This window comes from Streptomyces rhizosphaerihabitans (genome assembly GCF_025399795.1).
Taxonomy (GTDB): domain Bacteria; phylum Actinomycetota; class Actinomycetes; order Streptomycetales; family Streptomycetaceae; genus Streptomyces; species Streptomyces rhizosphaerihabitans.
Genome location: NZ_JAODTZ010000013.1, coordinates 122,963 through 143,036 on the forward strand (window position 1 = coordinate 122,963; position 20,074 = coordinate 143,036).

The 20,074-nt window shown below is 70.0% G+C and carries 16 protein-coding genes and 2 pseudogenes; 3 read left to right on the top strand and 15 right to left on the bottom strand.

Annotated features, from left to right (window positions below; translation table 11 throughout):
• Positions 1–335: 335 nt before the first annotated feature.
• From N4G66_RS15735 to bldG, 5 genes are all read right to left on the bottom strand, one after another.
• On the bottom strand, positions 336–1,865 hold the full coding sequence (locus N4G66_RS15735; protein ID WP_261704723.1) for a class I SAM-dependent methyltransferase: 1,530 nt from the start codon (positions 1,863–1,865) through the stop codon (positions 336–338).
• A 230-nt stretch (positions 1,866–2,095) separates the two neighbouring features.
• On the bottom strand, positions 2,096–2,695 hold the full coding sequence (locus N4G66_RS15740) for a small secreted protein (RefSeq protein ID WP_261704724.1): 600 nt from the start codon (positions 2,693–2,695) through the stop codon (positions 2,096–2,098).
• 230 nt (positions 2,696–2,925) lie between these two features.
• Positions 2,926–5,334, bottom strand: a complete 2,409-nt coding sequence (locus tag N4G66_RS15745; protein WP_261704725.1) for a sodium-translocating pyrophosphatase — start codon at positions 5,332–5,334, stop codon at positions 2,926–2,928.
• Between the two features lie 312 nt (positions 5,335–5,646).
• On the bottom strand, positions 5,647–6,084 hold the full coding sequence (locus N4G66_RS15750; RefSeq protein ID WP_261704726.1) for an ATP-binding protein: 438 nt from the start codon (positions 6,082–6,084) through the stop codon (positions 5,647–5,649).
• A 117-nt stretch (positions 6,085–6,201) separates the two neighbouring features.
• Complete coding sequence (gene bldG / locus N4G66_RS15755; RefSeq protein ID WP_028799135.1) at positions 6,202–6,555, bottom strand: anti-sigma factor antagonist BldG; 354 nt, start codon at positions 6,553–6,555, stop codon at positions 6,202–6,204.
• A gap of 80 nt (positions 6,556–6,635) precedes the next feature.
• Between bldG and N4G66_RS15760 the strand changes: the two genes are divergently transcribed.
• A complete protein-coding gene (locus tag N4G66_RS15760) occupies positions 6,636–9,089 on the top strand; it encodes a DEAD/DEAH box helicase (RefSeq protein ID WP_261704727.1) in 2,454 nt (817 codons plus the stop codon).
• Positions 9,090–9,351: 262 nt separating this feature from the next.
• Here the strand turns inward: N4G66_RS15760 and N4G66_RS15765 are convergent, their stop codons facing one another.
• The 8 genes and pseudogenes from N4G66_RS15765 to ssd form a co-directional block, all read right to left on the bottom strand.
• A complete protein-coding gene (locus N4G66_RS15765) occupies positions 9,352–9,909 on the bottom strand; it encodes an Rv3654c family TadE-like protein (protein ID WP_391858822.1) in 558 nt (185 codons plus the stop codon).
• Positions 9,906–10,316, bottom strand: coding sequence for a TadE family type IV pilus minor pilin (locus N4G66_RS15770; protein WP_261704729.1), 411 nt, complete (start codon positions 10,314–10,316; stop codon positions 9,906–9,908). Before N4G66_RS15770 ends, N4G66_RS15765 begins: the two co-directional genes overlap by 4 nt.
• On the bottom strand, positions 10,303–10,488 hold the full coding sequence (locus N4G66_RS15775) for a DUF4244 domain-containing protein (protein WP_261704730.1): 186 nt from the start codon (positions 10,486–10,488) through the stop codon (positions 10,303–10,305). Before N4G66_RS15775 ends, N4G66_RS15770 begins: the two co-directional genes overlap by 14 nt.
• A gap of 159 nt (positions 10,489–10,647) precedes the next feature.
• The gene (locus N4G66_RS15780) at positions 10,648–11,430 is read right to left on the bottom strand and encodes a type II secretion system F family protein (protein WP_261704731.1); all 783 of its coding nucleotides are present in this window, start codon (positions 11,428–11,430) and stop codon (positions 10,648–10,650) included.
• Positions 11,427–12,284: a type II secretion system F family protein gene (locus tag N4G66_RS15785; protein WP_261704732.1), complete on the bottom strand. Its 858-nt coding sequence runs from the start codon at positions 12,282–12,284 to the stop codon at positions 11,427–11,429. Before N4G66_RS15785 ends, N4G66_RS15780 begins: the two co-directional genes overlap by 4 nt.
• Before the next feature lies 1 nt (position 12,285).
• Positions 12,286–13,557: a TadA family conjugal transfer-associated ATPase gene (locus tag N4G66_RS15790; RefSeq protein WP_391858825.1), complete on the bottom strand. Its 1,272-nt coding sequence runs from the start codon at positions 13,555–13,557 to the stop codon at positions 12,286–12,288.
• Positions 13,490–14,029 (bottom strand): annotated as a pseudogene (locus N4G66_RS45910) (hypothetical protein); the annotation flags it as partial. The pseudogene N4G66_RS45910 and the gene N4G66_RS15790, both read right to left, overlap by 68 nt.
• Positions 13,932–14,918, bottom strand: a pseudogene (gene ssd / locus N4G66_RS15795) (septum site-determining protein Ssd); the annotation flags it as partial. The pseudogenes ssd and N4G66_RS45910, both read right to left, overlap by 98 nt.
• A gap of 631 nt (positions 14,919–15,549) precedes the next feature.
• On the opposite strand from ssd, the gene N4G66_RS15800 reads away from it, so the two are divergent.
• Positions 15,550–16,383, top strand: a complete 834-nt coding sequence (locus N4G66_RS15800) for an HAD family hydrolase (RefSeq protein WP_261704734.1) — start codon at positions 15,550–15,552, stop codon at positions 16,381–16,383.
• 368 nt (positions 16,384–16,751) lie between these two features.
• Here the strand turns inward: N4G66_RS15800 and N4G66_RS15805 are convergent, their stop codons facing one another.
• Positions 16,752–17,576, bottom strand: coding sequence for an oxidoreductase (locus N4G66_RS15805; protein WP_261704735.1), 825 nt, complete (start codon positions 17,574–17,576; stop codon positions 16,752–16,754).
• Positions 17,577–17,677: 101 nt separating this feature from the next.
• On the opposite strand from N4G66_RS15805, the gene N4G66_RS15810 reads away from it, so the two are divergent.
• On the top strand, positions 17,678–18,658 hold the full coding sequence (locus tag N4G66_RS15810; RefSeq protein WP_261704736.1) for an ATP-binding protein: 981 nt from the start codon (positions 17,678–17,680) through the stop codon (positions 18,656–18,658).
• 59 nt (positions 18,659–18,717) lie between these two features.
• Here the strand turns inward: N4G66_RS15810 and N4G66_RS15815 are convergent, their stop codons facing one another.
• The gene (locus tag N4G66_RS15815) at positions 18,718–19,989 is read right to left on the bottom strand and encodes a hypothetical protein (protein ID WP_261704737.1); all 1,272 of its coding nucleotides are present in this window, start codon (positions 19,987–19,989) and stop codon (positions 18,718–18,720) included.
• Positions 19,990–20,074 lie beyond the last annotated feature (85 nt).

The following is a 20,074-nucleotide window of genomic DNA, read 5'->3' on the forward strand; positions in this document are numbered from 1 at the left end:
GTCCGGTGGGGCGTAGGTCGCGGGGGCGAGTCAGCTCGCGGACGCCCGCGCTCCAGACACCGAACACGGCAAGGCGACACTCACCCGTGCCACGTCGGACCACCCCTGGCGGGCTGCGCCTTCCAGAGGAGCCACTCGGCGGGAACGGCCCGAGGAACCGCGGGGCCGGTAGGACAGCCACCCGGGAGGCGCTGCAGGCCGGACGAGGCGCACAGGCCGGAGGAGGCACGCGGGCCGGAGGAACCGCCGGCCTCGCCTCCCACCCCCGGCTCAAGCCCAGAGGCGCCCCACACCGCCCCACACCGCTCCCCGGCGTCACCCAGCTACTCGACCGGCTACTCGACCGGCTCCAGGAATCCCTGCTCGACCAGCAGGCGAATCTGTGCTGGCGTCCGGTCGCGCAGCAACACCGGGTCCTCACCGACCAGTTGGGCGATGGCGTCGAGAATCCGCCCCGCGCTCAACGTGCCGTCGCACACGCCGGCGAAGCCCGCTCCGACCGTGTCCACCTTGGTGGCCCGGCGCATTCCGCGGTGCTGACGCAGCACCACATGCTCCGGATCCTCGGCGCCGGGCAGTCCGACCTGCTCCTGCACGACCTCCGCCACAAGTCTGAAGTGACCGGCGAGCAGACCCGCGTCGTCGTGCCGCCGCAGATAGTCGACCCGGTCGAAGTGCTCGCGCACGGCCTCGCCGAGCGGCTGCTCGACGGAGTGCGGCCACTCCTCGACCGTGATGGAGGGCTCGGCCGCCGTCGTCCTGCGCAGCGTGATCCATCCGAAGCCGACGGCCTTCACCTTGCGCGCCTCGAACTCGTCGAGCCACGCGTCGTACCGGGCCTGGTACTCGGCCGGGTCCGCGCGGTGGTCACCCGCGTCGCGCAGCCACAACTCCGCGTACTGCGTGACGTCCTGCACCTCGCGCTGCACGATCCACGCGTCGCAGCCTCGCGGCACCCAGGAACGCAGCCGGTCCTGCCAGTCCTCGCCTTCCACGTGCTGCCAGTTGGCCAGGAACTGGGCGTACCCCCCTTCGTTCAGCCGGTCCCCCGACTCCTGAACGAGTGTGCGGCACAGATCGTCCCCGCCCATTCCGCCGTCGCGGTACGTCAGCCGGGCACCCGGCGAGATCACGAAGGGTGGGTTCGAGACGATCAGGTCGTACGTCTCGTCGGCGCGGACCGGCTCGAAGAGGGAGCCCTGGCGCAGGTCGGCCGCCGGGGCGCCGGACAGCGCGAGGGTGAGCGCGGTGATGTGCAGCGCACGGGGGTTCAGGTCGGTCGCCGTCACGCGCGTGGCGTGCTGCGCGACGTGCAGGGCCTGGATTCCGGAGCCGGTACCGAGATCGAGCGCGGAGTCGACGGGCGCACGAACGGTGATGCCGGCGAGCGTCGTGGAAGCGCCTCCCACGCCGAGGACGACACCTTCCTCCCGGCTGCCGATGCCGCCCGCGCCGCCGACGGCGCATCCGAGGTCGGACACGATGAACCAGTCCTCACCGCCGGGACCGCCGTAGGGCCGGATGTCGACGCTCGCCGCGACCTCGTCCCCGCCCGTCCGGGTCAGCCAGCCGCTTTCCACGGCGTCCTCGACAGGCAGCACGTCCGCCACGCGCGCGTGCGGCACGGGCTGCTGCAGCAGGAACAGCCGCACGAGCGTCTCCAGCGGTGTGTCCCCACGGGTCGCCCGGAGAGCGGGCACGGTCTCACTGCGCGCCAGCGCCGCGTACGCGGGGGCGCCGAGCAGGTCGAGGAGTCCGTCCGCGGTGAAGGAGGCGTCGAGGAGGGCGCTCCGCAGCCGGGCTGCGATGTCGGCACGATCGGACGAGGGCAACGGTGACAGGCTGGAATGACTCACGCCTCCCATTGTGTCCGCTATCACCCACGGGCACCCACACCTGTGGACAACGCACTACCCGTGGATTGCGCACCCCCTGTGGACAGCACATCCCCCGCGACCGTCACCTGTGGACAGGGCATGCCGAGAGCCCGGCACGCACGCGCCGGGCTCTCGTTCGTTCGAACGGCAGATCACCGCCCCGGGGACTCCTCGGGAAGCCTCGCCTCCGGGCCGCCACCGACGGTCCCCCAGGGAACTCAGCCCGTGGTCGCCGCCGAGGACCCGGACGCCGACTTGCAGCTCTCCTGCTGCGCCATCGCCTTGCCCACGTCGCCCTCCTCCAGCTTGTTCAGGGCGTCGTTCCCGCTCTGGCTCAGCTTGGCGAGCTGGGTCGCGACATCCTTGAGCCCGTCGGCGAACTTGGCCTGGTCCTTGGTGTCGAGCTTGTCGACCTGCTTCTTCAGAGCCGCGTACGACGCGGAGATGTCCTTGAGCTCCTTGACCGCGTTGGTCTGCTTCGTCTTGCCGTCGTCGACGTCCGGCGGTCCCGCGTTGTCGACGGCGGTGCCCATCGCCGCGTAGGCGTCGGACATGTCCTGGAAGGCCTGTGCGTCCGTCCTCTGAACGTCCTCCGGCGCGCTGTTGTCCGAGGTCTGCTTCTGGATCGCGGCGTTCGCGTCCTCGATCTTCTGCGCCTGCGGCTTCACCGCGTCACAGACCTGCTTGGCCCAGGAGTTCCGCTTGCCGCTGCCGTTGTCGTCGCTGCTGCTGCTGCATCCCGACAGCGCGACTACCAGTACCGCACCGCCGGACAGTGCGGCCGCGAGCTTCTTGTTCACCGGTTTGGTCCCTTCCATGGCTCTCGGCCCCGGAACATACACGCCATGTGGGCGACACCCACATAGTGAATGTCCGCTAAAACACTTATTGAAGCTATTTGCACCAGGCGAGAGAAGGCTCACGACCGCGGTGTGAACACACACAGGGCGGGCGCACAGCACGTCAACACGCGCCGTACACCCGCCCGTTGGCCCACTCCCTGACCAGGCACGGAAGTCCGTGCCACATCAGGCGCAGAACCTGTGAGCTAGGAAACCACCGCCGGATCGGCCGACTTGGCGACCCCTTCCTCGTTGTCCTCCTCGTCACCCATGACGATCCCGCGCCGCTTGGAGATGTACACGGCACTCACGATCACGATGAGCGCGAAAAGGGCGATGAACACCCGTACGCCGGCACTCTTGTCGTCGCCGTACGAGAACTTGACGATCGCCGGAGCGATCAGCAGCGACACCAGGTTCATGACCTTCAACAGCGGGTTGATCGCGGGGCCCGCCGTGTCCTTGAAGGGGTCACCGATCGTGTCGCCGATCACCGTAGCGGCGTGGGCCTCGCTGCCCTTGCCGCCGTGGTGGCCGTCCTCGACCAGCTTCTTGGCGTTGTCCCACGCGCCACCGGAGTTGGCGAGGAAGACCGCCATCAGCGTGCCGGTGCCGATCGCGCCGGCGAGGAACGAGCCGAGCGCGCCGACGCCGAGCGTGAACCCGATCGCAATCGGCGTGAGCACCGCGAGCAGGCCGGGTGTGGCCAGTTCGCGCAGCGCGTCCTTGGTGCAGATGTCGACGACGCGCCCGTACTCGGGCTTCTCGGAGTAGTCCATGATCCCGGGGTGCTCGCGGAACTGCCGCCGCACCTCGTAGACCACCGCCCCGGCGGACCGCGACACCGCGTTGATCGCCAGCCCCGAGAAGAGGAAGACGACTGCGGCGCCCGCGATGAGACCCACCAGGTTGTTGGGCTGCGAGATGTCCATCATCAGGTTCAGCGGCGCGCCGGGACCCGAGACCTTCTCGCCCACGTCGCTCGCGGCCGTGGTGATCGCGTCACGGTACGAGCCGAAGAGGGCCGAGGCCGCGAGGACTGCGGTGGCGATGGCGATGCCCTTGGTGATGGCCTTGGTGGTGTTGCCGACAGCGTCCAGGTCGGTGAGCACCTGCGCGCCCGCGCCCTCGACGTCGCCGGACATCTCGGCGATGCCCTGCGCGTTGTCGGAGACGGGGCCGAAGGTGTCCATCGCGACGATGACACCGACCGTGGTGAGCAGGCCCGTTCCGGCGAGCGCCACCGCGAACAGCGCCAGCAAGATCGACGTACCGCCCAGCAGGAACGCCCCGTACACGCCGAGGCCGATCAACAGGGCGGTATAGACGGCCGATTCGAGACCGATGGAGATGCCGGCGAGGACGACGGTGGCCGCGCCGGTCAGTGAACTCTTGCCGATGTCCCGGACGGGACGGCGGCTGGTCTCGGTGAAGTAGCCGGTCAACTGCTGGATGAGCGCGGCCAGCACGATGCCGATCGCGACGGCGACGACCGCGAGGACCCGCGGATCACCGCCCTTGGCCTTGATCGCCGCGTCCGTTACACCGTCCAGTTCGGCATAGGTCCCCGGAAGGTAGACGTAGACGGCCAGGGCGACCAGCACGAGCGAGATCACCGCGGAGATGAAGAACCCACGGTTGATCGCGGACATGCCGCTGCGGTCGGAGCGCCGGGGCGCCACCGCGAAGATGCCGATCATCGCGGTGAGGACGCCGATCGCGGGCACGATCAGCGGGAACGCGAGCCCGGCGTCGCCGAACGCCACCTTGCCGAGGATCAGCGCGGCGACGAGCGTGACGGCGTACGACTCGAAGAGGTCCGCGGCCATGCCGGCGCAGTCGCCCACGTTGTCGCCCACGTTGTCGGCGATGGTCGCGGCATTGCGCGGATCGTCCTCCGGAATGCCCTGCTCGACCTTGCCGACCAGGTCGGCGCCGACATCGGCAGCCTTGGTGAAGATACCGCCGCCGACACGCATGAACATGGCGATCAGTGCCGCGCCGAGACCGAAGCCCTCCAGGACCTTCGGCGCGTCGGCCGCGTACACGAGCACCACACAGGAGGCGCCCAGCAGACCGAGCCCCACCGTGAACATGCCGACGACGCCACCGGTGCGGAAAGCGATCTTCATGGCTTTGTGCGAGACGGCGGTGAGATCCTTTTCGGGCTCACCCTCCGCCGGGGTCGCTTCCCGTGCCGCGGCGGCCACGCGGACATTGCTCCGTACGGCGAGCCACATACCGATGTAACCGGTGGTCGCCGAGAACGCCGCGCCGATCAAGAAGAAGATCGACCGTCCGGCGCGCTGATTCCAGTCGTCCGCGGGCAGCAGCATGAGCAGGAAGAACACCACGGCGGCGAATACGCCGAGCGTGCGCATCTGACGCCCCAGGTAGGCATTCGCGCCCTCCTGGATCGCCGTCGCGATCTCCTTCATGCTCTCGGTGCCCTCGCCGGCCGCGAGAACCTGGCGCACCAGGATCCCGGCGACGACGAGCGCCGCCACGGCGACGACCGCGATGACCATCACGATGAGACGGTTGTCGTCCGTCAGAACCGCAGCTGCGAAGGTTGTGGGGTGGTCAAACTGATGAGGGGTAGAAAGCCCCGCCATTCGTCCTCCTTGACGCTTGGGCTGAGCTCAAGATGTGGACGGATTCTAGGTACCGGAACCTGATCAAAACAGTGCGCGGTAAGCGGAATTAGCCGAGACTTGCTCTTCAGCAAATGATCGACAGGCGTCCACGGACCCAAATGCAGTAACGCCCCAGAAGCGTTGACGCTTGATCCAATTATCGCGCTAATGATCGTGAATCAATTCACGAAACGCCGTGCACGATCACCATATGGGCGAGCGCGAGTTCCCGGACATGCCGAAGGGCCCCACCGAGTAGGGCCCTTCGGGGCAAGAAAAGAGGGGCGGTTGTCAGGAAAGAGCCACGGCCGGCGGCACAATGGGCCAGCTCATCCTGATCAGTCCGCCGTGCTCTCCGGCGATGACTTCCACGTCGTCGACAAGGCCGCTGATGACCGCGAGGCCCATCTCGTCCTCCTCGGTCTCCGCGTCCGAGCCGCCGGAGGCGGCGCCGGACGCCGCCCCGCCGGGTACCGAACCCGGCGCCTCGTCACCGACCTCGATGGAGAACTGTTTCTCCTCGTCGATCAGCGTCACCTGCACCGGCGCCGAGATGCCGCTGCTCTGGTGCAGTCCGACGGCACGAGTACAGGCCTCGCCGACGGCGAGCCTGACCTCGTCGAGGACGGCCTCGTCCACTCCGGCCCTGCGCGCCACCGCTGCCGCCACCAGTCGGGCGGTCCTGACGTGCTCGGGCAGCGCGCTGAAGCGGAGTTCAACGGTGGCCATGCATCCCCCTCTGAACTACGGGCGTGCTGTACTACGGGCGTGCTGTCAGGGGACCGGGCCGTGGGCCCGGACCCCCACTGCTGCGAAGCCCGGGCCCACGACCCGGGAGACCGCTGGTCAGTCGGTCGCGTTGACCGCCTCCTCCACCGAGGTGTGGATCGGGAACACCTTGGTGAGACCAGTAATACGGAAGATCTTCAGAATGCGCTCCTGGTTGCAGACCAGACGCAGCGAGCCCTCATGGGCCCGGACACGCTTCAGGCCGCCCACCAGAACGCCGAGACCGGTGGAGTCGAGGAAGTCCACGCCCTCCATGTCGACGACGAGGTGGAAGCTGCCGTCGTTCACCAGCTCGACCAGCTGCTCCCGCAGCTTGGGCGCGGTATATACATCGATTTCGCCGCCGACCTCGACGACCGTACGGTCGCCATTAGGGCCGGACACATTGCGAGTCGACAGGGACAGGTCCACGGATCCTCCAGCACCTTGCTATCGAGCGGTCGCCCCATGGGACACCTCGGCAGAGCCCCCGGGACGGTTCGCCAGCCGCGATGGCATTCAATCACTTACCGGCAGGCGTGCACGACGCCTTGGGCCCATTGTCCGTCACGCCAGTGACACACTCGATGCCGATGGCCAAGAATCACCGATCCGATCGATCCTCGGCGGACACCGCTTCCCGCCCCTCGCCGAGCACAGTCCTGGACCGGCTCGCCTCGGGGCCGAGCCGGGCTTCGCGCATCACTCATACGGAGCACTTGCCCCCGCGAGCGGGTCGCCATGCCGTCTGGCCCGACCGGATCCGTTCGGAGGTCATCGCCGCGGTGCAGGCAGCGGGCATCGAACACCCCTGGGCCCACCAGGCACGCGTCGCCGAGCACGCCCTGGACGGCGAGTCGGTGATCGTCGCCACCGGCACCGCCTCCGGCAAGTCCCTGGCGTACCTCGCCCCGGTCCTGACGGCCCTTCTGGAGGGCTCCGAGGCCCCGAACGGCCGGGGTGCCACCGCCCTCTACCTGGCCCCCACCAAGGCCCTGGCAGCCGACCAGCGCCGCTCGGTGAAGGAACTTTCACAACCGCTGGGCAATGCCGTACGCCCAGCCGTGTACGACGGCGACACGCCCTTCGAGGAACGCGAATGGGTACGCCAGTACGCCAACTACGTCCTGACCAACCCCGACATGCTGCACCGCGGGATATTGCCCTCCCACGCCCGCTGGTCCTCCTTCCTGCGCGCCCTGCGGTATGTCGTGATCGACGAGTGCCACACCTACCGCGGCGTCTTCGGTTCCCACGTCGCCCAGGTGCTGCGCCGCCTGCGCCGCATCTGCGCCCGCTACGGCGCCTCTCCCGTCTTCCTGCTGGCCTCCGCGACCGCCGCCGAACCCGCCGTCGCGGCGCGCCGCCTGACCGGCCTCCCGGTCGTCGAGGTCGCCGACGACGCCTCTCCACGAGGGGAACTCGTGTTCGCCCTGTGGGAGCCCCCGCTCACCGAACTGCACGGCGAGAAAGGTGCACCCGTCCGGCGTACCGCCACCGCCGAAACGGCCGACCTGCTGACCGACCTCACCGTCCAGGGCATGCGCTCGATCGCCTTCGTACGGTCCCGGCGCGGCGCCGAACTGATCGCGGTCATCGCCCAGGAACGCCTCGCCGAGATCGACCGCTCACTGGCCCGGCGCGTCGCCGCCTATCGCGGCGGCTATCTCCCCGAGGAACGCCGTGCCCTGGAGAGCGCACTGCACTCCGGGGAACTCCTCGGCCTCGCCGCCACCACCGCCCTCGAACTCGGCGTCGACATCTCCGGCCTCGACGCCGTCGTCATCTCCGGCTACCCGGGCACCCGCGCCTCCCTCTGGCAGCAGGCGGGCCGCGCGGGCCGCTCCGGGGAGGGCGCGCTGGCGATCCTGGTCGCCCGCGACGACCCGCTGGACACCTTCCTCGTCCATCATCCCGAGGCACTGTTCGACCAACCGGTGGAATCCACGGTCCTCGACCCCGACAACCCGTACGTCCTGGCCCCGCACCTGTGCGCCGCCGCCTCCGAGATCCCGCTCACGGACGACGACCTGGAGCTCTTCGGCCCCGCCACCGCCGATCTGCTGCCGCAGCTGGAGGCCGCAAAACTGCTGCGCCGCCGGGCCACGGCCTGGCACTGGACACGCCGGGAGCGGGCCGTCGACCTGACAGACATCCGCGGGGGCGGCGGCAGCCCGGTGCAGATCGTCGAGTCCGGGACCGGGCGCCTGCTCGGCACGGTCGACGAGGCCGCCGCGCACACGGCGGTCCACGAGGGCGCCGTCCATCTGCACCAGGGCCGTACGTACCTGGTGCGCAAGCTGGACCTGGAGGACTCCGTCGCGCTGGTCGAGGAGGCCAGCCCGCCGTATTCGACGGTCGCCCGCGACACCACGTCCATCGCCGTCCTCGAAACCGACGTCGAAGTCCCCTGGGGCGACGGCCGGTTGTGCTACGGCTCCGTCGAGGTCACCAATCAAGTCGTCTCCTTCCTGCGTCGGCGTGTCATCACCGGTGAGGTCCTCGGCGAGACGAAACTCGACCTCCCTCCTCGTACCCTGCGCACCCGTGCCGTCTGGTGGACGGTCACCGAGGACCAGTTGGACGCGGCCCGGATCAACCCGGAGATCCTCGGCGGCGCGCTGCACGCCGCCGAGCACGCGTCGATCGGCATGCTGCCGCTCTTCGCCACCTGCGACCGCTGGGACATCGGCGGCGTCTCCGTCCCCCTCCACCCGGACACGCTCCTGCCCACCGTCTTCGTGTACGACGGTCACCCGGGCGGCGCCGGATTCGCCGAGCGCGCCTTCCACACAGCCCGTTCCTGGCTCACGGCCACCCGCCAGGCCATCGCCTCCTGCGAGTGCGACGCCGGCTGCCCCTCCTGCATCCAGTCCCCCAAATGCGGCAACGGGAACGAACCGCTGCACAAGCGAGGCGCCGTACGCCTGCTCACGGAACTGCTGCGGGCGGCGCCGGAGGAGTGAAGGCCTGACGAGTCAGGTCCGGAGGAGCTCAGGCGAGGAGTCAGCGCCGAAGGAGTCAGGGCCGCAAGAGTCCGGGCCGGAGGAGTTCAGGGCTGGAGGAGTTCAGGGCCGGATGTGCGAGGGCCGAGGGCCGGACGAGTGAAAGCCGTGTGCGCGGGGCCAGACGGGTGAAATGCGAGCGCGTATGGGCCGAACGAGTGACCGTCGGGCGCATGACGGCCGAGGGGCGAGGGGTGAGGGCCGGAGAAGCTGGGACCGGACGCTAAAAACCCGGTGAACGAGGCTGAGGACCCTCAGGTCCCGCCGGCCCCTCAGACCCTGTAGGACCCGTAGGACTCACAGGACCCGCAGAACTCGCGGGACCCGCAGGTTCCAGAGGACCCAGAGACCCTGTCGGCCCCGCAAGTCCCGGAGAACCCGGAGGCCCCGCCCTCGATCTGACCTCCGCGATGAGTGGTCCGGTTCCGGACGCCGTCGTCACGTCCGAGATCTGGCCCTCGACGGCACACCTCACGAGCCGCGCGCTCTGCGCTCGGGCCACGCGGTCCGCGCGGGCACAGGCCGCCGCGCCGCCGTCGCTCCAGTGGTCCGCCGCGGCGAGGGCCGCCAAGTCCGCTGCCCCTGCCGCCCGGTGCCGCACCACAACGGCCTGCCCTATCGCCAGCACCGCTCCGAAGACGGCACACAGCACAGTGATCGCGCCCACCGTCCAGACGGTCGCCGATCCCCTGTCGGAGGACGCGCGCCACCGCGCACACCGACGACTCGCAACGAACGACCAAACCCGTCGCCCGCTCCACCGGCGACTCCAGTTCCTCATCTCCCGTCCACCCCCACAACCGTCTCCTCCGCCAGTGCCACCGCCTCGTCGGTCAGTTCCAGGGACAGAGCGGCGGGACCCGGCATCCTCGCGCCGACCGTCACCTTGACCAGGTCGGCCTCCCGACTCACCGTGACCTGCGCGCCGGGCGGGGCTGCCCTGCGGGTCGTCGCCAGGACCGCTTCCGGCGAGTCCTGGCGTGCCGCCGCCCGAGCGCCCGCCCTCGCCGCGTCCACGCACTGGATCTGCGCGGACGCGGCGAGCAGGGCCCAGACCAGTGCCATGCCGACGAGCACCAGCGAGGGCAGCACCACGGCGGCCTCGGCGGTGACGAACCCAGCGTCTCGACACCGGACCGGCCTGGCTCTCAACAGGGCTTCTTTCAGACCTCGTTCACATCTGGACATTGAGCGCCCGTCCCACGATGCCCTGCAGTTCCTCACCGACCTGCCCGCTCGTCACCACCTTGTAGAGCGCGGCCGCGAAGGCCACCGCCGCGATGACACCCACCGCGTACTCGGACGTGACCATTCCCGCATCCCTCCGCGCCGCGATCGACGCGATCATCCAAGCCCGCATACGCGCGGACCCTTGCGCTTGCCGTTGCCCTTGCCCTCGTCCTCGTCCTCGTCCTCGTCCGAGAACTCGCACCATCCCACTCATTCCAACCTCCCTATGGTTCAGGCCTGTCTGCCATTTCGCCCACGCGCCCGTTACCGCTCGCCCTTCCGCCACCCGTCACCCACCACCCCCTCGCAGCAACCCGCCGGCCAGCCCGATCACCACCGGCAGCACGCCGATCGCGAGGAAGGCCGGCAGGAAACACAGCCCCACGGGCGCGGTGACCATGACGGCCGCCCGGCGTGCCCGGGCCGTCGCGGTCCGCCCCCACTCGGCGCGGGCCTGCGCCGCGAGCCGGCCGACCGGCACAGCCGCCGGTACACCCGACTCACCCGCCCGCTCCAGCAGTCGCGCCAACCCCTGGGCACCCGGTATCGACGCCAACCTCCGCCACGCGTCGCCCGGCTCACCCCCGAGCCGTACCTCCGCCGCGCCCCGGGCCAGCCGCTCACCCACCGGTCCGCCCAGTGCCTCACCGACAACCTGGGCAGCCGCAACGGGGCTCGCTCCCGCCGCGATGCAGGCCGCCACCAAGTCGGCGGCGAGCGGTAGTTGGCGGGCTGCCAGCGTTACGTCGTACTCCTCCGCTGGGGTGGGATTCCGCCGCTGCCGCCATCGCAGGACCCCGAACCCGGCCGCCATCCCCACCAGAACACCGGCGAGACCGCCGATCAGAACCCAGCCGACGCACACCACGCCCAGCAAGGGCAGCCACCGTCGGTCATGGCTCCGCACCTCGTGGCGCCTCGGCGACGGCGCCGCCTCCAGGAGCAGCAACTCGGCCAACCGTCTGCGCACTCTCCTCACGCGCCGCACCGCCCCGAGCCGACGGGCCGACATGCGGACCAGGAGCACTCCGCACACAAGTACCCCCAGCCTGTGGGCAACTTCCGCGCTCATGCCGTCTCCGCCCCTCGTACGATCCGCAGCGCCCACCACAGCCCCACACCCTCCAGCACCCCGCCGACCAGCAGACAGCCCAGCCCGGGACCGGTGTGCAACAGCACGTGCAGCGGGTCCGCGCCGAGCGCGGTGCCGAGCAGGAGACCGAGGACCGGCAGGCCCGCGAGCATCGAGGCCGTCGAGCGTGATCCGGCCAACTGGGCACGCATGTCCGCTCTTTGATCGCGCTCGGCTCGCAGCGCGGCCTCCAGCCGGTCCAGGCCCGCCGCGAGTCCCGCACCCCGGTCCACGGCCACGCGCCAGCACGCGGCGAGCCCCACCAGTCCGTCCGCGCCGGGCTGTCGTGCCGCCTCGGTGAGCGCATCCGGCACATCCCCACCGAACCTCGCCGCGGCCAGCACCACCGGCTGCGCGTCACCGAGCCCGTCCGAGTCACGCGCGGCTCCGAGCAGCGCCTCGCCGGGCTGGCGTCCGGCCCGCACCTCACCGGCGAGGGCACCGCACAGGGCGATCACCGCGTCGCCGCGTCGCTCCCGCTCGCGCCGAGCTTCTCCCGCCCGCCGCACCCTCCCCAGCAGAGGCATTCCGGCGGCCCCGAGGAGAAGCGGCAGTACCGAGGTGCCCAGCACCGCGATCACCGATCCCGCCACCAGCGACCACGCTTCGGACCGCAGCCGCCCGCGCAGCCGTCGCCAGTCGACAAGGACCCGCTCCCACCGAGGCGGCCCGACCGCCACCCCGTCGCCCGTGAGCAGCACCCTCGCTCTGCGCACCCCCGAGCCGCGCCCGCCGATCAGCCAAACCGCGATCCCGGCACACGCCACGGCCGCTCCCGCGGGCACGTCCGTCATCTCACCGATCCCCATCCCGCTCCCCGTTCGCTTCCCGCCGTCCGTCCCCGGTCGTGGCTCCGGCGTCCCTTCCGCCCGAAGGGCTCCTCGCCCACTGCCTGTCCGGAAGCACTTCCTCCGTCCCGAGCCGAGTCGGCCCGCAACGTCCCCGACTCCCGTCCTGGAACAGCTCCCGCAGCCGCGCCCACCCCCGCTCGTACGCGAAGGCGTCCTCGCCCCACCGCAGCGCCGGCACCGTCACCACCAGCCCCGACGAGTCGCGTTCCAGCACATGCACCTCGGCGATCCGGCGCCGTCCGGCCCGGTCCCGCACGAGATGCAGGACCACGGACAGAGCCGCCGCCAGTTGGCTGTGCAGGGCGGCCCGGTCGAGCCCGGCAGCGGTGCCCAGCGCCTCCAGCCGGGCCGGGACCTGCGCCGCCGCGTTGGCATGAAGAGTTCCTGAGCCACCCTCGTGTCCTGTGTTGAGGGCGGCCAGCAGCGAGACGACCTCCGGACCGCGCACCTCGCCGACCACCAGCCGATCCGGTCTCATCCGCAAGGCTTGCCGGACGAGATCCTGGAGCGAGACAAGGCCGACACCCTCCTGGTTGGCGGGCCGGCCTTCCAGGCGCACTACATGCGGATGGTCTGGCCGCAGCTCCGCCGAGTCCTCGGCGAGCACGATCCGCTCCCCGGGACCCACCAGCCCCAGCAACGCGCTCAACAAGGTCGTCTTGCCTGAGCCGGTACCTCCGCTGATGAGGAAGGACAACCGGGCGTCCAGCAGCGCTCGGAGCACCCGGTCCCCGCCGGGCGGCACCGTCCCCGCCGCCACCAGTTCGTCGAGCGTGAACGCACGCGGCCGTACGACGCGCAGGGAGAGGCAGGTGGAGCCGACGGCGACCGGCGGCAGCACCGCGTGCAGACGTGTCCCGTCCGGCAGTCGGGCGTCCACCCAGGGGCGGGCGTCGTCGAGCCTTCTGCCGGCCACCGCCGCGAGGCGCTGCGCGAGACGTCGTACGGCTGCCGCGTCCGGAAAGGACACAGCGGTCAGCTCCAGGCCGCCGCCTCGGTCCACCCAGACCCGGTCGGGCGCCGACACCAGCACGTCGGTCACCGACGGGTCGGCGAGCAGCGGTTCCAGCGGTCCGCTGCCGACCAGCTCGGAGCGCAGCCGCTCGGCCGCGCCGAGGACTTCCGCGTCACCGAGGACCCGCCCCTGCTCACGCAGCGCCTGTGCCACGCGCGCTGGGGTCGGCTCGGAACCGCTCTCGGCCAGCCATTGCCGCACGCCGTCCAGCAGCCCCGCGCGTCCGTCCGAGCCGCCGCCGGGCCCGTTCCACGTCGCCGTACCTCCTGGCGGGTGGCCTCCGGGTGCGCCCCGCTTCGCCGTCCGCCCGGAGAGATAGTGCCGCGGCCCGTCCCGCGCGTCCGCACGGCCGGACGGGTGCGCCCCTGGTCCGTCCCGCGCGTCCGTCCGTCCGGACGGACGGCGCACGGATCCGTTCGGCGTGTCCGTCCGAGCGGGCGGGCAGCCCTCTCGTATGTCCTGGGGCCCCTGTCCCGTTCGACTGTCGAATCCCGCGCCACGGTCCGAGCCTTTCGTCACGTCCCAGCTCATACGCCCCCTCCTTCGACCGGAACCCGCTCCCAGAAGGCCGTGCAGAACCGGGCCAGAGGCCCCTTCGCCGTACTCCCCGGTGGCGGCCCGACGTCCAACGGAAAGGGCTCGGTCGGCAGTTCGCCCACCAGGGGCAGGTCGAGCAGGCGGGCGACCTCGCTGTGGTGGAGACCCGGCGCACAGGGTCCGCGGACCACGACCCGCAGATCGCGCAGGACCATGCCGACCGCGGACGCCACCCGCCCGGCCGCGGCGATGGAGCGCAGGTCCGCGGGGACCACCAGCAGCCCCACATCGAGCTGGGCAAGGATCTCGGCAACACCCTCGTCGATGCGGCGGGGCAGGTCGACGACCACCGCACCACCGCGCCGTCTGGCGGCGGCCAGGACCGCTCGTACCGCTTGCGGCGGAATGGTGACCGCGTCGCTCCGGTCCCAGCTCAGGACGCGCAGCGCGTGCAGTTCGGGCAGCGACTCCTCCAGGGCGCCGCCGCCGACCCTGCCGTGGGATGCGGCGAACGCCGGCCAGCGCAGTCCCTCGGCCGTCTCTCCGCCCAGGAGTACGTCAAGTCCGCCTCCGAGAGGGTCCGCGTCCACGAGCAGGGTGCGATTCCCCTCACGCGCGGAGGTGAGGGCGAGCGCGCAAGCCAGCGTGGAGGCGCCGGCCCCGCCGCGGCCGCCGAGCACGCCGACGGTGAGAGCGGGCCGACCGACTCCTTCGGCCACGTCGGCGATGCGGTCGACGAGCCATTGCTCGCCGTCCGGCAGCACCAGGACGTGGTCGGCGCCGATCTCGACGGCCCGCCGCCAGACTCCGGGATCGTCCTGGTCCCGGCCGACCAGCACCACTCCCCTTCTCCGCGCGGCCCCCCGCACACGCGGTGCGGCGTCGTCGCCCACGAGGACGAGAGGTGCCGCCTCCCAGCTGCCCTTGCGTTCCGGAATTCCGTGATGGACCTCGGGCCGCACGCCCGCCGCCGCGCACAGGCGCAGCAGGTCGTCGAGGAGGTCGACGTCCTCGGTGACGATCATTGGTCCGCCCTGCCGCCCCTCGGCGGTGGGCGGCCGGTCATGGGTGATGGCTCCCGCCACGATCTCCAGCCCCCTTCGCTGCTTCTTGCGCGGGGCCCTTCAGGACCCCGCGATTCCCGCTCGTGTGAAGAACCGGCAAGCGGTCTCCATATGAACGGCCGATACGAACCGGCCAAACGCGTCCGACAAACGGAACCGGTCATGAACTGGCCGCGAACGGAGCGCGTGGGAATCACGGTGCAGCGATCCCGGAAATCGTGTGGATCTTGGTCGAAAACTGTGGACAACTCAGCGGCTGTGAATATCGCCTTCACGCCTACCGGTGAACACTGAACGAGTTCCGCAGAGCATCTCAACGGCTACACACAGTGACGGATCACGGGCGCGCGAAAAGCGCGGAATCAACGGTGCCGGGAAGGCTCCGAGGCCGCGCAGAAGAAGGGAAAACCCATCCGGACATGCGACGACCCCCGCCGGGGGGGAGAGCGGGGGTCGTCCCCACGGCCGACTCGGGGGGGGAGGAGTCGGACCGGGTTAGCACGGTCGCGAACGATCCGTGACTTCCATGGTGTACCCGAGAGCCTTCTCAGGCAAACCCACGCGCCTCACCTTACGCCGAATGGTGGGCCCTATGCTCAGCCTCGTGGAAAACCACTCCTTGCCTCGCACAGCGGCCTTCTTCGACCTGGACAAGACGGTCATTGCGAAGTCGAGCACGCTCACCTTCAGCAAGTCGTTCTACCAAGGCGGGCTGATCAACCGCAGGGCGGCCTTGCGCACCGCATACATCCAGTTCGTGTTCCTGGCGGGCGGCGCCGACCACGACCAGATGGAGCGGATGCGCAAGCACATGTCCACGATGTGTCGCGGCTGGAACGTCCAGCAGGTCAAGGAGATCGTCGCCGAGACACTCCACGACCTCATCGACCCGATCATCTACGACGAGGCCGCGTCGCTCATCGAGCAGCACCACAAGGCCGGTCGCGACGTCGTGATCGTGTCCACGTCCGGCGCCGAGGTCGTCGAGCCGATCGGCGAACTGCTCGGCGCGGACCGCGTGGTGGCGACCCGCATGGTCGTCGGCGAGGACGGCTGCTTCACCGGCGAGGTGGAGTACTACGCCTACGGGCCGACGAAGGCCGAGGCGATCAAGGAGCTGGCCGCGTCCGAGGGCTACGACCTGCCCCGGTGTTACGCCTACAGCGACTCGGCGACCGATCTGCCGATGCTGGAGTCCGTCGGGCATCCGCACGCGGTGAATCCGGACCGCGCGCTGCGCCGCGAGGCGGTCGCCCGCGCGTGGCCGATTCTGGACTTCCACCGCCCGGTCCGGCTGAAGCAGCGGCTGCCCGCCCTGTCCGTACCACCCCGGCCGGCACTCGTGGCGGCGGCCGCCATAGGAGCCGCGGCGGCCACGGCGGGGCTTGTCTGGTACGCCAGTCGGCGTCGCGCGACGGTGGTGTGAACCGTCACGCGTGCGCGTCCGGCATATTGAAGTCCATTTCTCACCCTTTTGAACCTAAAAGTAAAGAAGTGTGGTCAGGGGTTCCGCTTCCTCCTGACCTGGAGTACAAAGGATTTAACGGCCCGCGAGACCAAGGACATCCGAGAGGATCACCTTCAAACGCAACCAGGCCCCACGGACCGAGCATGAACATCGAGCACCCACGCGACGTCGACCCGTCGATTACGGGCCAGCCGCACCAGGTGACGGGCAGAAGTTCCCGACCTGATGGGCAATATCTCGAGGACGCTTGGTAACCCGGTGAACATGCCAGCGGCGGTACGAGAACTCGTACCGCCGCAACCCTGTCCGGGGAATCGGGTGGCCTTTTACGCGGCGCCGCGCTGAAGCGCCTCGCAGACCGCGGCGGACTCCCTGGCGCCCAGTTCGACGGCCCTGCCGCAGTGCGCGATCCAGGCGGCCATGCCGTCCGGGGTGCCGGAGACATAACCGTCCAGTGCCGCGAGGTAGGCCGCTCGGCCGAGTTCCGCGTGACCGACCTCCGCCGGGCAGATCGACTTCGGGTCGAGACCGCTGCCGATCAGGACGATGCGCTCGGCCGCGCGCGCGACCAGTCCATTGCGGGAGGCGAAGGGGCGCAGGGCGATCAGTTCACCGTGGACGACGGCCGCCGTGACCAGGGCAGGGGCCGAGCCGCCCGCGATGATCAGCTGGGACAGGCCCTCGAGACGGCCGGCGACCTCGTCCGCGTCCGGCAGCGGCAGCTCCACCAGGGGCTCGTCGACCTTCTCCCCGCCCTGCCGAGGCCGGCCCACCGCGTCATCCCGATCGGCCGCCGCCACCAGATGCAGCCGGGCCAGCACACGCAGCGGCGACTGCCGCCAGATGGACAGGAGTTGGCCCGCCTCGGCGGTCAGCCGCAGGGCGGCGCCGACCGTACGGGCCTCGTCCTCCGCGCTGAAGTCGGTACGCCGGCGCACCTCTTCGAGGGCCCAGTCAGCACCCGAGAGCGCCGCGGAACCGCGGGCCCCGCGCAGCGCCGCCTCGGACGTGATCTCGTTGCCGCGACGCCGCATGATCCGGTGTCCGTAGACCCGGTCCACGGCCTTGCGGACGGACTCCACGGAATCGGCCACCCCGGGAAGCGAACCCAGGGCCGCGAGCGGATCAGCGGTCGCACCTGTCGTACTCATGAGTACGACATTACGCACCCAGGGACCGCACCCCACGAAGGAGTGGTCTTCTTCACGCGGTGCAAGCACCGAGAGCGACAGCCACACTACTCTTGGTGAACATGAAAATTGCTTTCGTCGGGAAGGGCGGCAGCGGCAAGACCACCCTGTCGTCGCTCTTCGTCCGCCACCTCGCCGCCTCGGGGGCACCTGTCGTCGCCGTGGACGCCGACATCAACCAACATCTGGGGGCCACGCTCGGACTCGAAGAGACGGTGGCCGCCGCGCTCCCCGCCATGGGCGAGCGGCTGCCGCTCATCAAGGACTATCTGCGCGGCTCAAATCCGCGCATCGCGTCCGCCGAGACCATGATCAAGACGACTCCGCCCGGCGAGGGCTCACGGCTGCTGCGTGTCGGTGAGGCCAATCCGGTGTACGACGCCTGCGCCCGGCCGGTGGAACTCGACGGCGGCACCATCCGTTTGATGGTCACCGGCCCGTTCACCGAGGCCGATGTGGGGGTGGCTTGCTACCACTCCAAGACCGGTGCGGTGGAGCTCTGCCTGAACCATCTCGTCGACGGCCGGAGCGAGTACGTCGTCGTCGACATGACCGCGGGCTCCGATTCCTTCGCGTCCGGCTTGTTCACCCGCTTCGACATCACGTTCCTCGTCGCCGAGCCGACCCGGAAGGGAGTCTCCGTCTATCGCCAGTACAAGGAGTACGCCCGCGACTTCGGCGTCGCTCTGAAGGTCGTCGGCAACAAGGTGCAGGGCCAGGACGACATCGACTTCCTGCGGGCGGAAGTCGGAGACGACCTCCTGGTCACCGTCGGGCACTCGGACTGGGTACGCGCCATGGAGAAAGGCCGACCGCCCCGGTTCGAGTTCCTGGAGGAGGCCAACCGGCGCTCGCTGCACACCTTGCAGAGCGCTGCCGACGCCACGTACGAGTTGCGCGACTGGGAGCGGTACACGCGCCAGATGGTGCAGTTCCACCTGAAGAACGCCGCCAGCTGGGGCAACGCCAAAACCGGGGCGGACCTCACTGAACAGGTCGACCCCGGTTTCGTGCTCGGCGAGAGTCCGATGGCCACGGCGTGAGCGGTCTGCCGGCCCGAAGCGCCGCTACGGCCTGAGCGACAGGGCGGCCCGGGGCATCGCTACGGCTTGACCGCCGGCGCCCCGGGGACGCCCTTCGGGGCCGGGGCCGGACGGCCGGAGAGGAAGGACGCCCAACCCTGCTTGGGCGCCTCGCCGACCTGAAGGCCACGGAGCTTGTCCAGGGTGGCCGGGTCCTGGGCATCGAGCCAGTCGGCGAGCTGCCGGAAGGAGACGCAGCGCACCTCGGCCTTGGTGCAGACGCGCTCGACGACCTCGTCGACCGCACGCATGTAGTTGCCGCCGTTCCAGGACTCGAAGTGGTTGCCGATGATCAGCGGGGCACGGTTGCCGTCGTAGGCGCGGCCGAAGCCCTTGAGCAGGCCGTCGCGCATCTGGTCGCCCCAGAACTCCTGCTTGCCGGGGTCGCCCTGAGTCTGCGTACCCGACTGGTTGACCATGAAGTTGTAGTCCATGGTGAGCTGCTCGTAGGAGTGTCCGGGGAAGGGCACGAGCTGCATCGACAGGTCCCACAGCCCCTCCTTCTTCTTCGGCCAGAGCTGGTCGTCGACGCCGCTGGTGTCGTAGCGGAAGCCCAGCTCGCGGGCCGCCTTCATGAAGTTCTCCCGGCCCTCCAGACAAGGAGTGCGGGCGCCGACGAGTTCCTTGTCGTAGTCGAAGGGAAGCGACGCCGCGTCCTTCAGGCCCGCGTTGGTCTTCCAGGACTTCACGAACGACTTCGCCTGGGCGATCTCGCTCTTCCAGTCCGCGACCGACCACTGGCCGACCCCGCCCTCCGTGCCACAGAAGTGGCCGTTGAAGTGCGTGCCGATCTCGTTGCCCTCCAGCCACGCCCCGCGCAGCTGCTTCACAGTGTCCTCGATGCCCTGCTGGTCGTTGAAGCCGATCTCCGAGCTGCCGGGCGAGTGCTGCGGCGGCCGGTACAGGTCGCGCTTGCCCTCCGGCAACATGTACACGCCGCTCAGGAAGTACGTCATCGTCGCCTTGTTGGCCTTGGAGAGCTTCCGGAAGTGGGAGAAGAGCTTCTGGCTGTCCTCGCCGGCACCGTCCCAGGAGAAGACCACGAACTGCGGGGGCCTCCGACCCGGCTTCAACCGTTCGGGCCGGGGCAGATGCGGCTGCCCCCCGGTGTACGAGGTGGAACCGTCGCCGATCAGGCGGACCGCGGCCTCGGGTGCCGGGGCCCCCGCCGCCTTCTTCGGGCCGTGTGCGCCTTCCTGGGAAGCGGTGGGACCACCGTCGCAACCGGCGAGCGCCGTGGCGCAGGCCGCGGCGATTGCTACACCCGCGGCGATCCTCTGGGTGGCGGCCATGCTCCGCCCTCCTTTTCCTCGGTCGGGCAACGCCGTCTGGTGCGCTATCGCGGTTATGTGCAGCTATGAACCGGCAGTGCCGCCA

What these genes read in the sequence shown, in the direction of transcription:
- N4G66_RS15735 (WP_261704723.1), bottom strand. Translation starts at nt 1,865, where the DNA reads ATGGGAGGCGTGAGTCATTCCAGCCTGTCACCGTTGCCCTCGTCCGAT.
- N4G66_RS15740 (WP_261704724.1), bottom strand. Translation starts at nt 2,695, where the DNA reads ATGGAAGGGACCAAACCGGTGAACAAGAAGCTCGCGGCCGCACTGTCC.
- N4G66_RS15745 (WP_261704725.1), bottom strand. Translation starts at nt 5,334, where the DNA reads ATGGCGGGGCTTTCTACCCCTCATCAGTTTGACCACCCCACAACCTTC.
- N4G66_RS15750 (WP_261704726.1), bottom strand. Translation starts at nt 6,084, where the DNA reads ATGGCCACCGTTGAACTCCGCTTCAGCGCGCTGCCCGAGCACGTCAGG.
- N4G66_RS15760 (WP_261704727.1), top strand. Translation starts at nt 6,636, where the DNA reads ATGGCATTCAATCACTTACCGGCAGGCGTGCACGACGCCTTGGGCCCA.
- N4G66_RS15765 (WP_391858822.1), bottom strand. Translation starts at nt 9,909, where the DNA reads ATGAGGAACTGGAGTCGCCGGTGGAGCGGGCGACGGGTTTGGTCGTTC.
- N4G66_RS15770 (WP_261704729.1), bottom strand. Translation starts at nt 10,316, where the DNA reads ATGTCCAGATGTGAACGAGGTCTGAAAGAAGCCCTGTTGAGAGCCAGG.
- N4G66_RS15775 (WP_261704730.1), bottom strand. Translation starts at nt 10,488, where the DNA reads ATGCGGGCTTGGATGATCGCGTCGATCGCGGCGCGGAGGGATGCGGGA.
- N4G66_RS15780 (WP_261704731.1), bottom strand. Translation starts at nt 11,430, where the DNA reads ATGAGCGCGGAAGTTGCCCACAGGCTGGGGGTACTTGTGTGCGGAGTG.
- N4G66_RS15785 (WP_261704732.1), bottom strand. Translation starts at nt 12,284, where the DNA reads ATGACGGACGTGCCCGCGGGAGCGGCCGTGGCGTGTGCCGGGATCGCG.
- N4G66_RS15800 (WP_261704734.1), top strand. Translation starts at nt 15,550, where the DNA reads ATGCTCAGCCTCGTGGAAAACCACTCCTTGCCTCGCACAGCGGCCTTC.
- N4G66_RS15805 (WP_261704735.1), bottom strand. Translation starts at nt 17,576, where the DNA reads ATGAGTACGACAGGTGCGACCGCTGATCCGCTCGCGGCCCTGGGTTCG.
- N4G66_RS15810 (WP_261704736.1), top strand. Translation starts at nt 17,678, where the DNA reads ATGAAAATTGCTTTCGTCGGGAAGGGCGGCAGCGGCAAGACCACCCTG.
- N4G66_RS15815 (WP_261704737.1), bottom strand. Translation starts at nt 19,989, where the DNA reads ATGGCCGCCACCCAGAGGATCGCCGCGGGTGTAGCAATCGCCGCGGCC.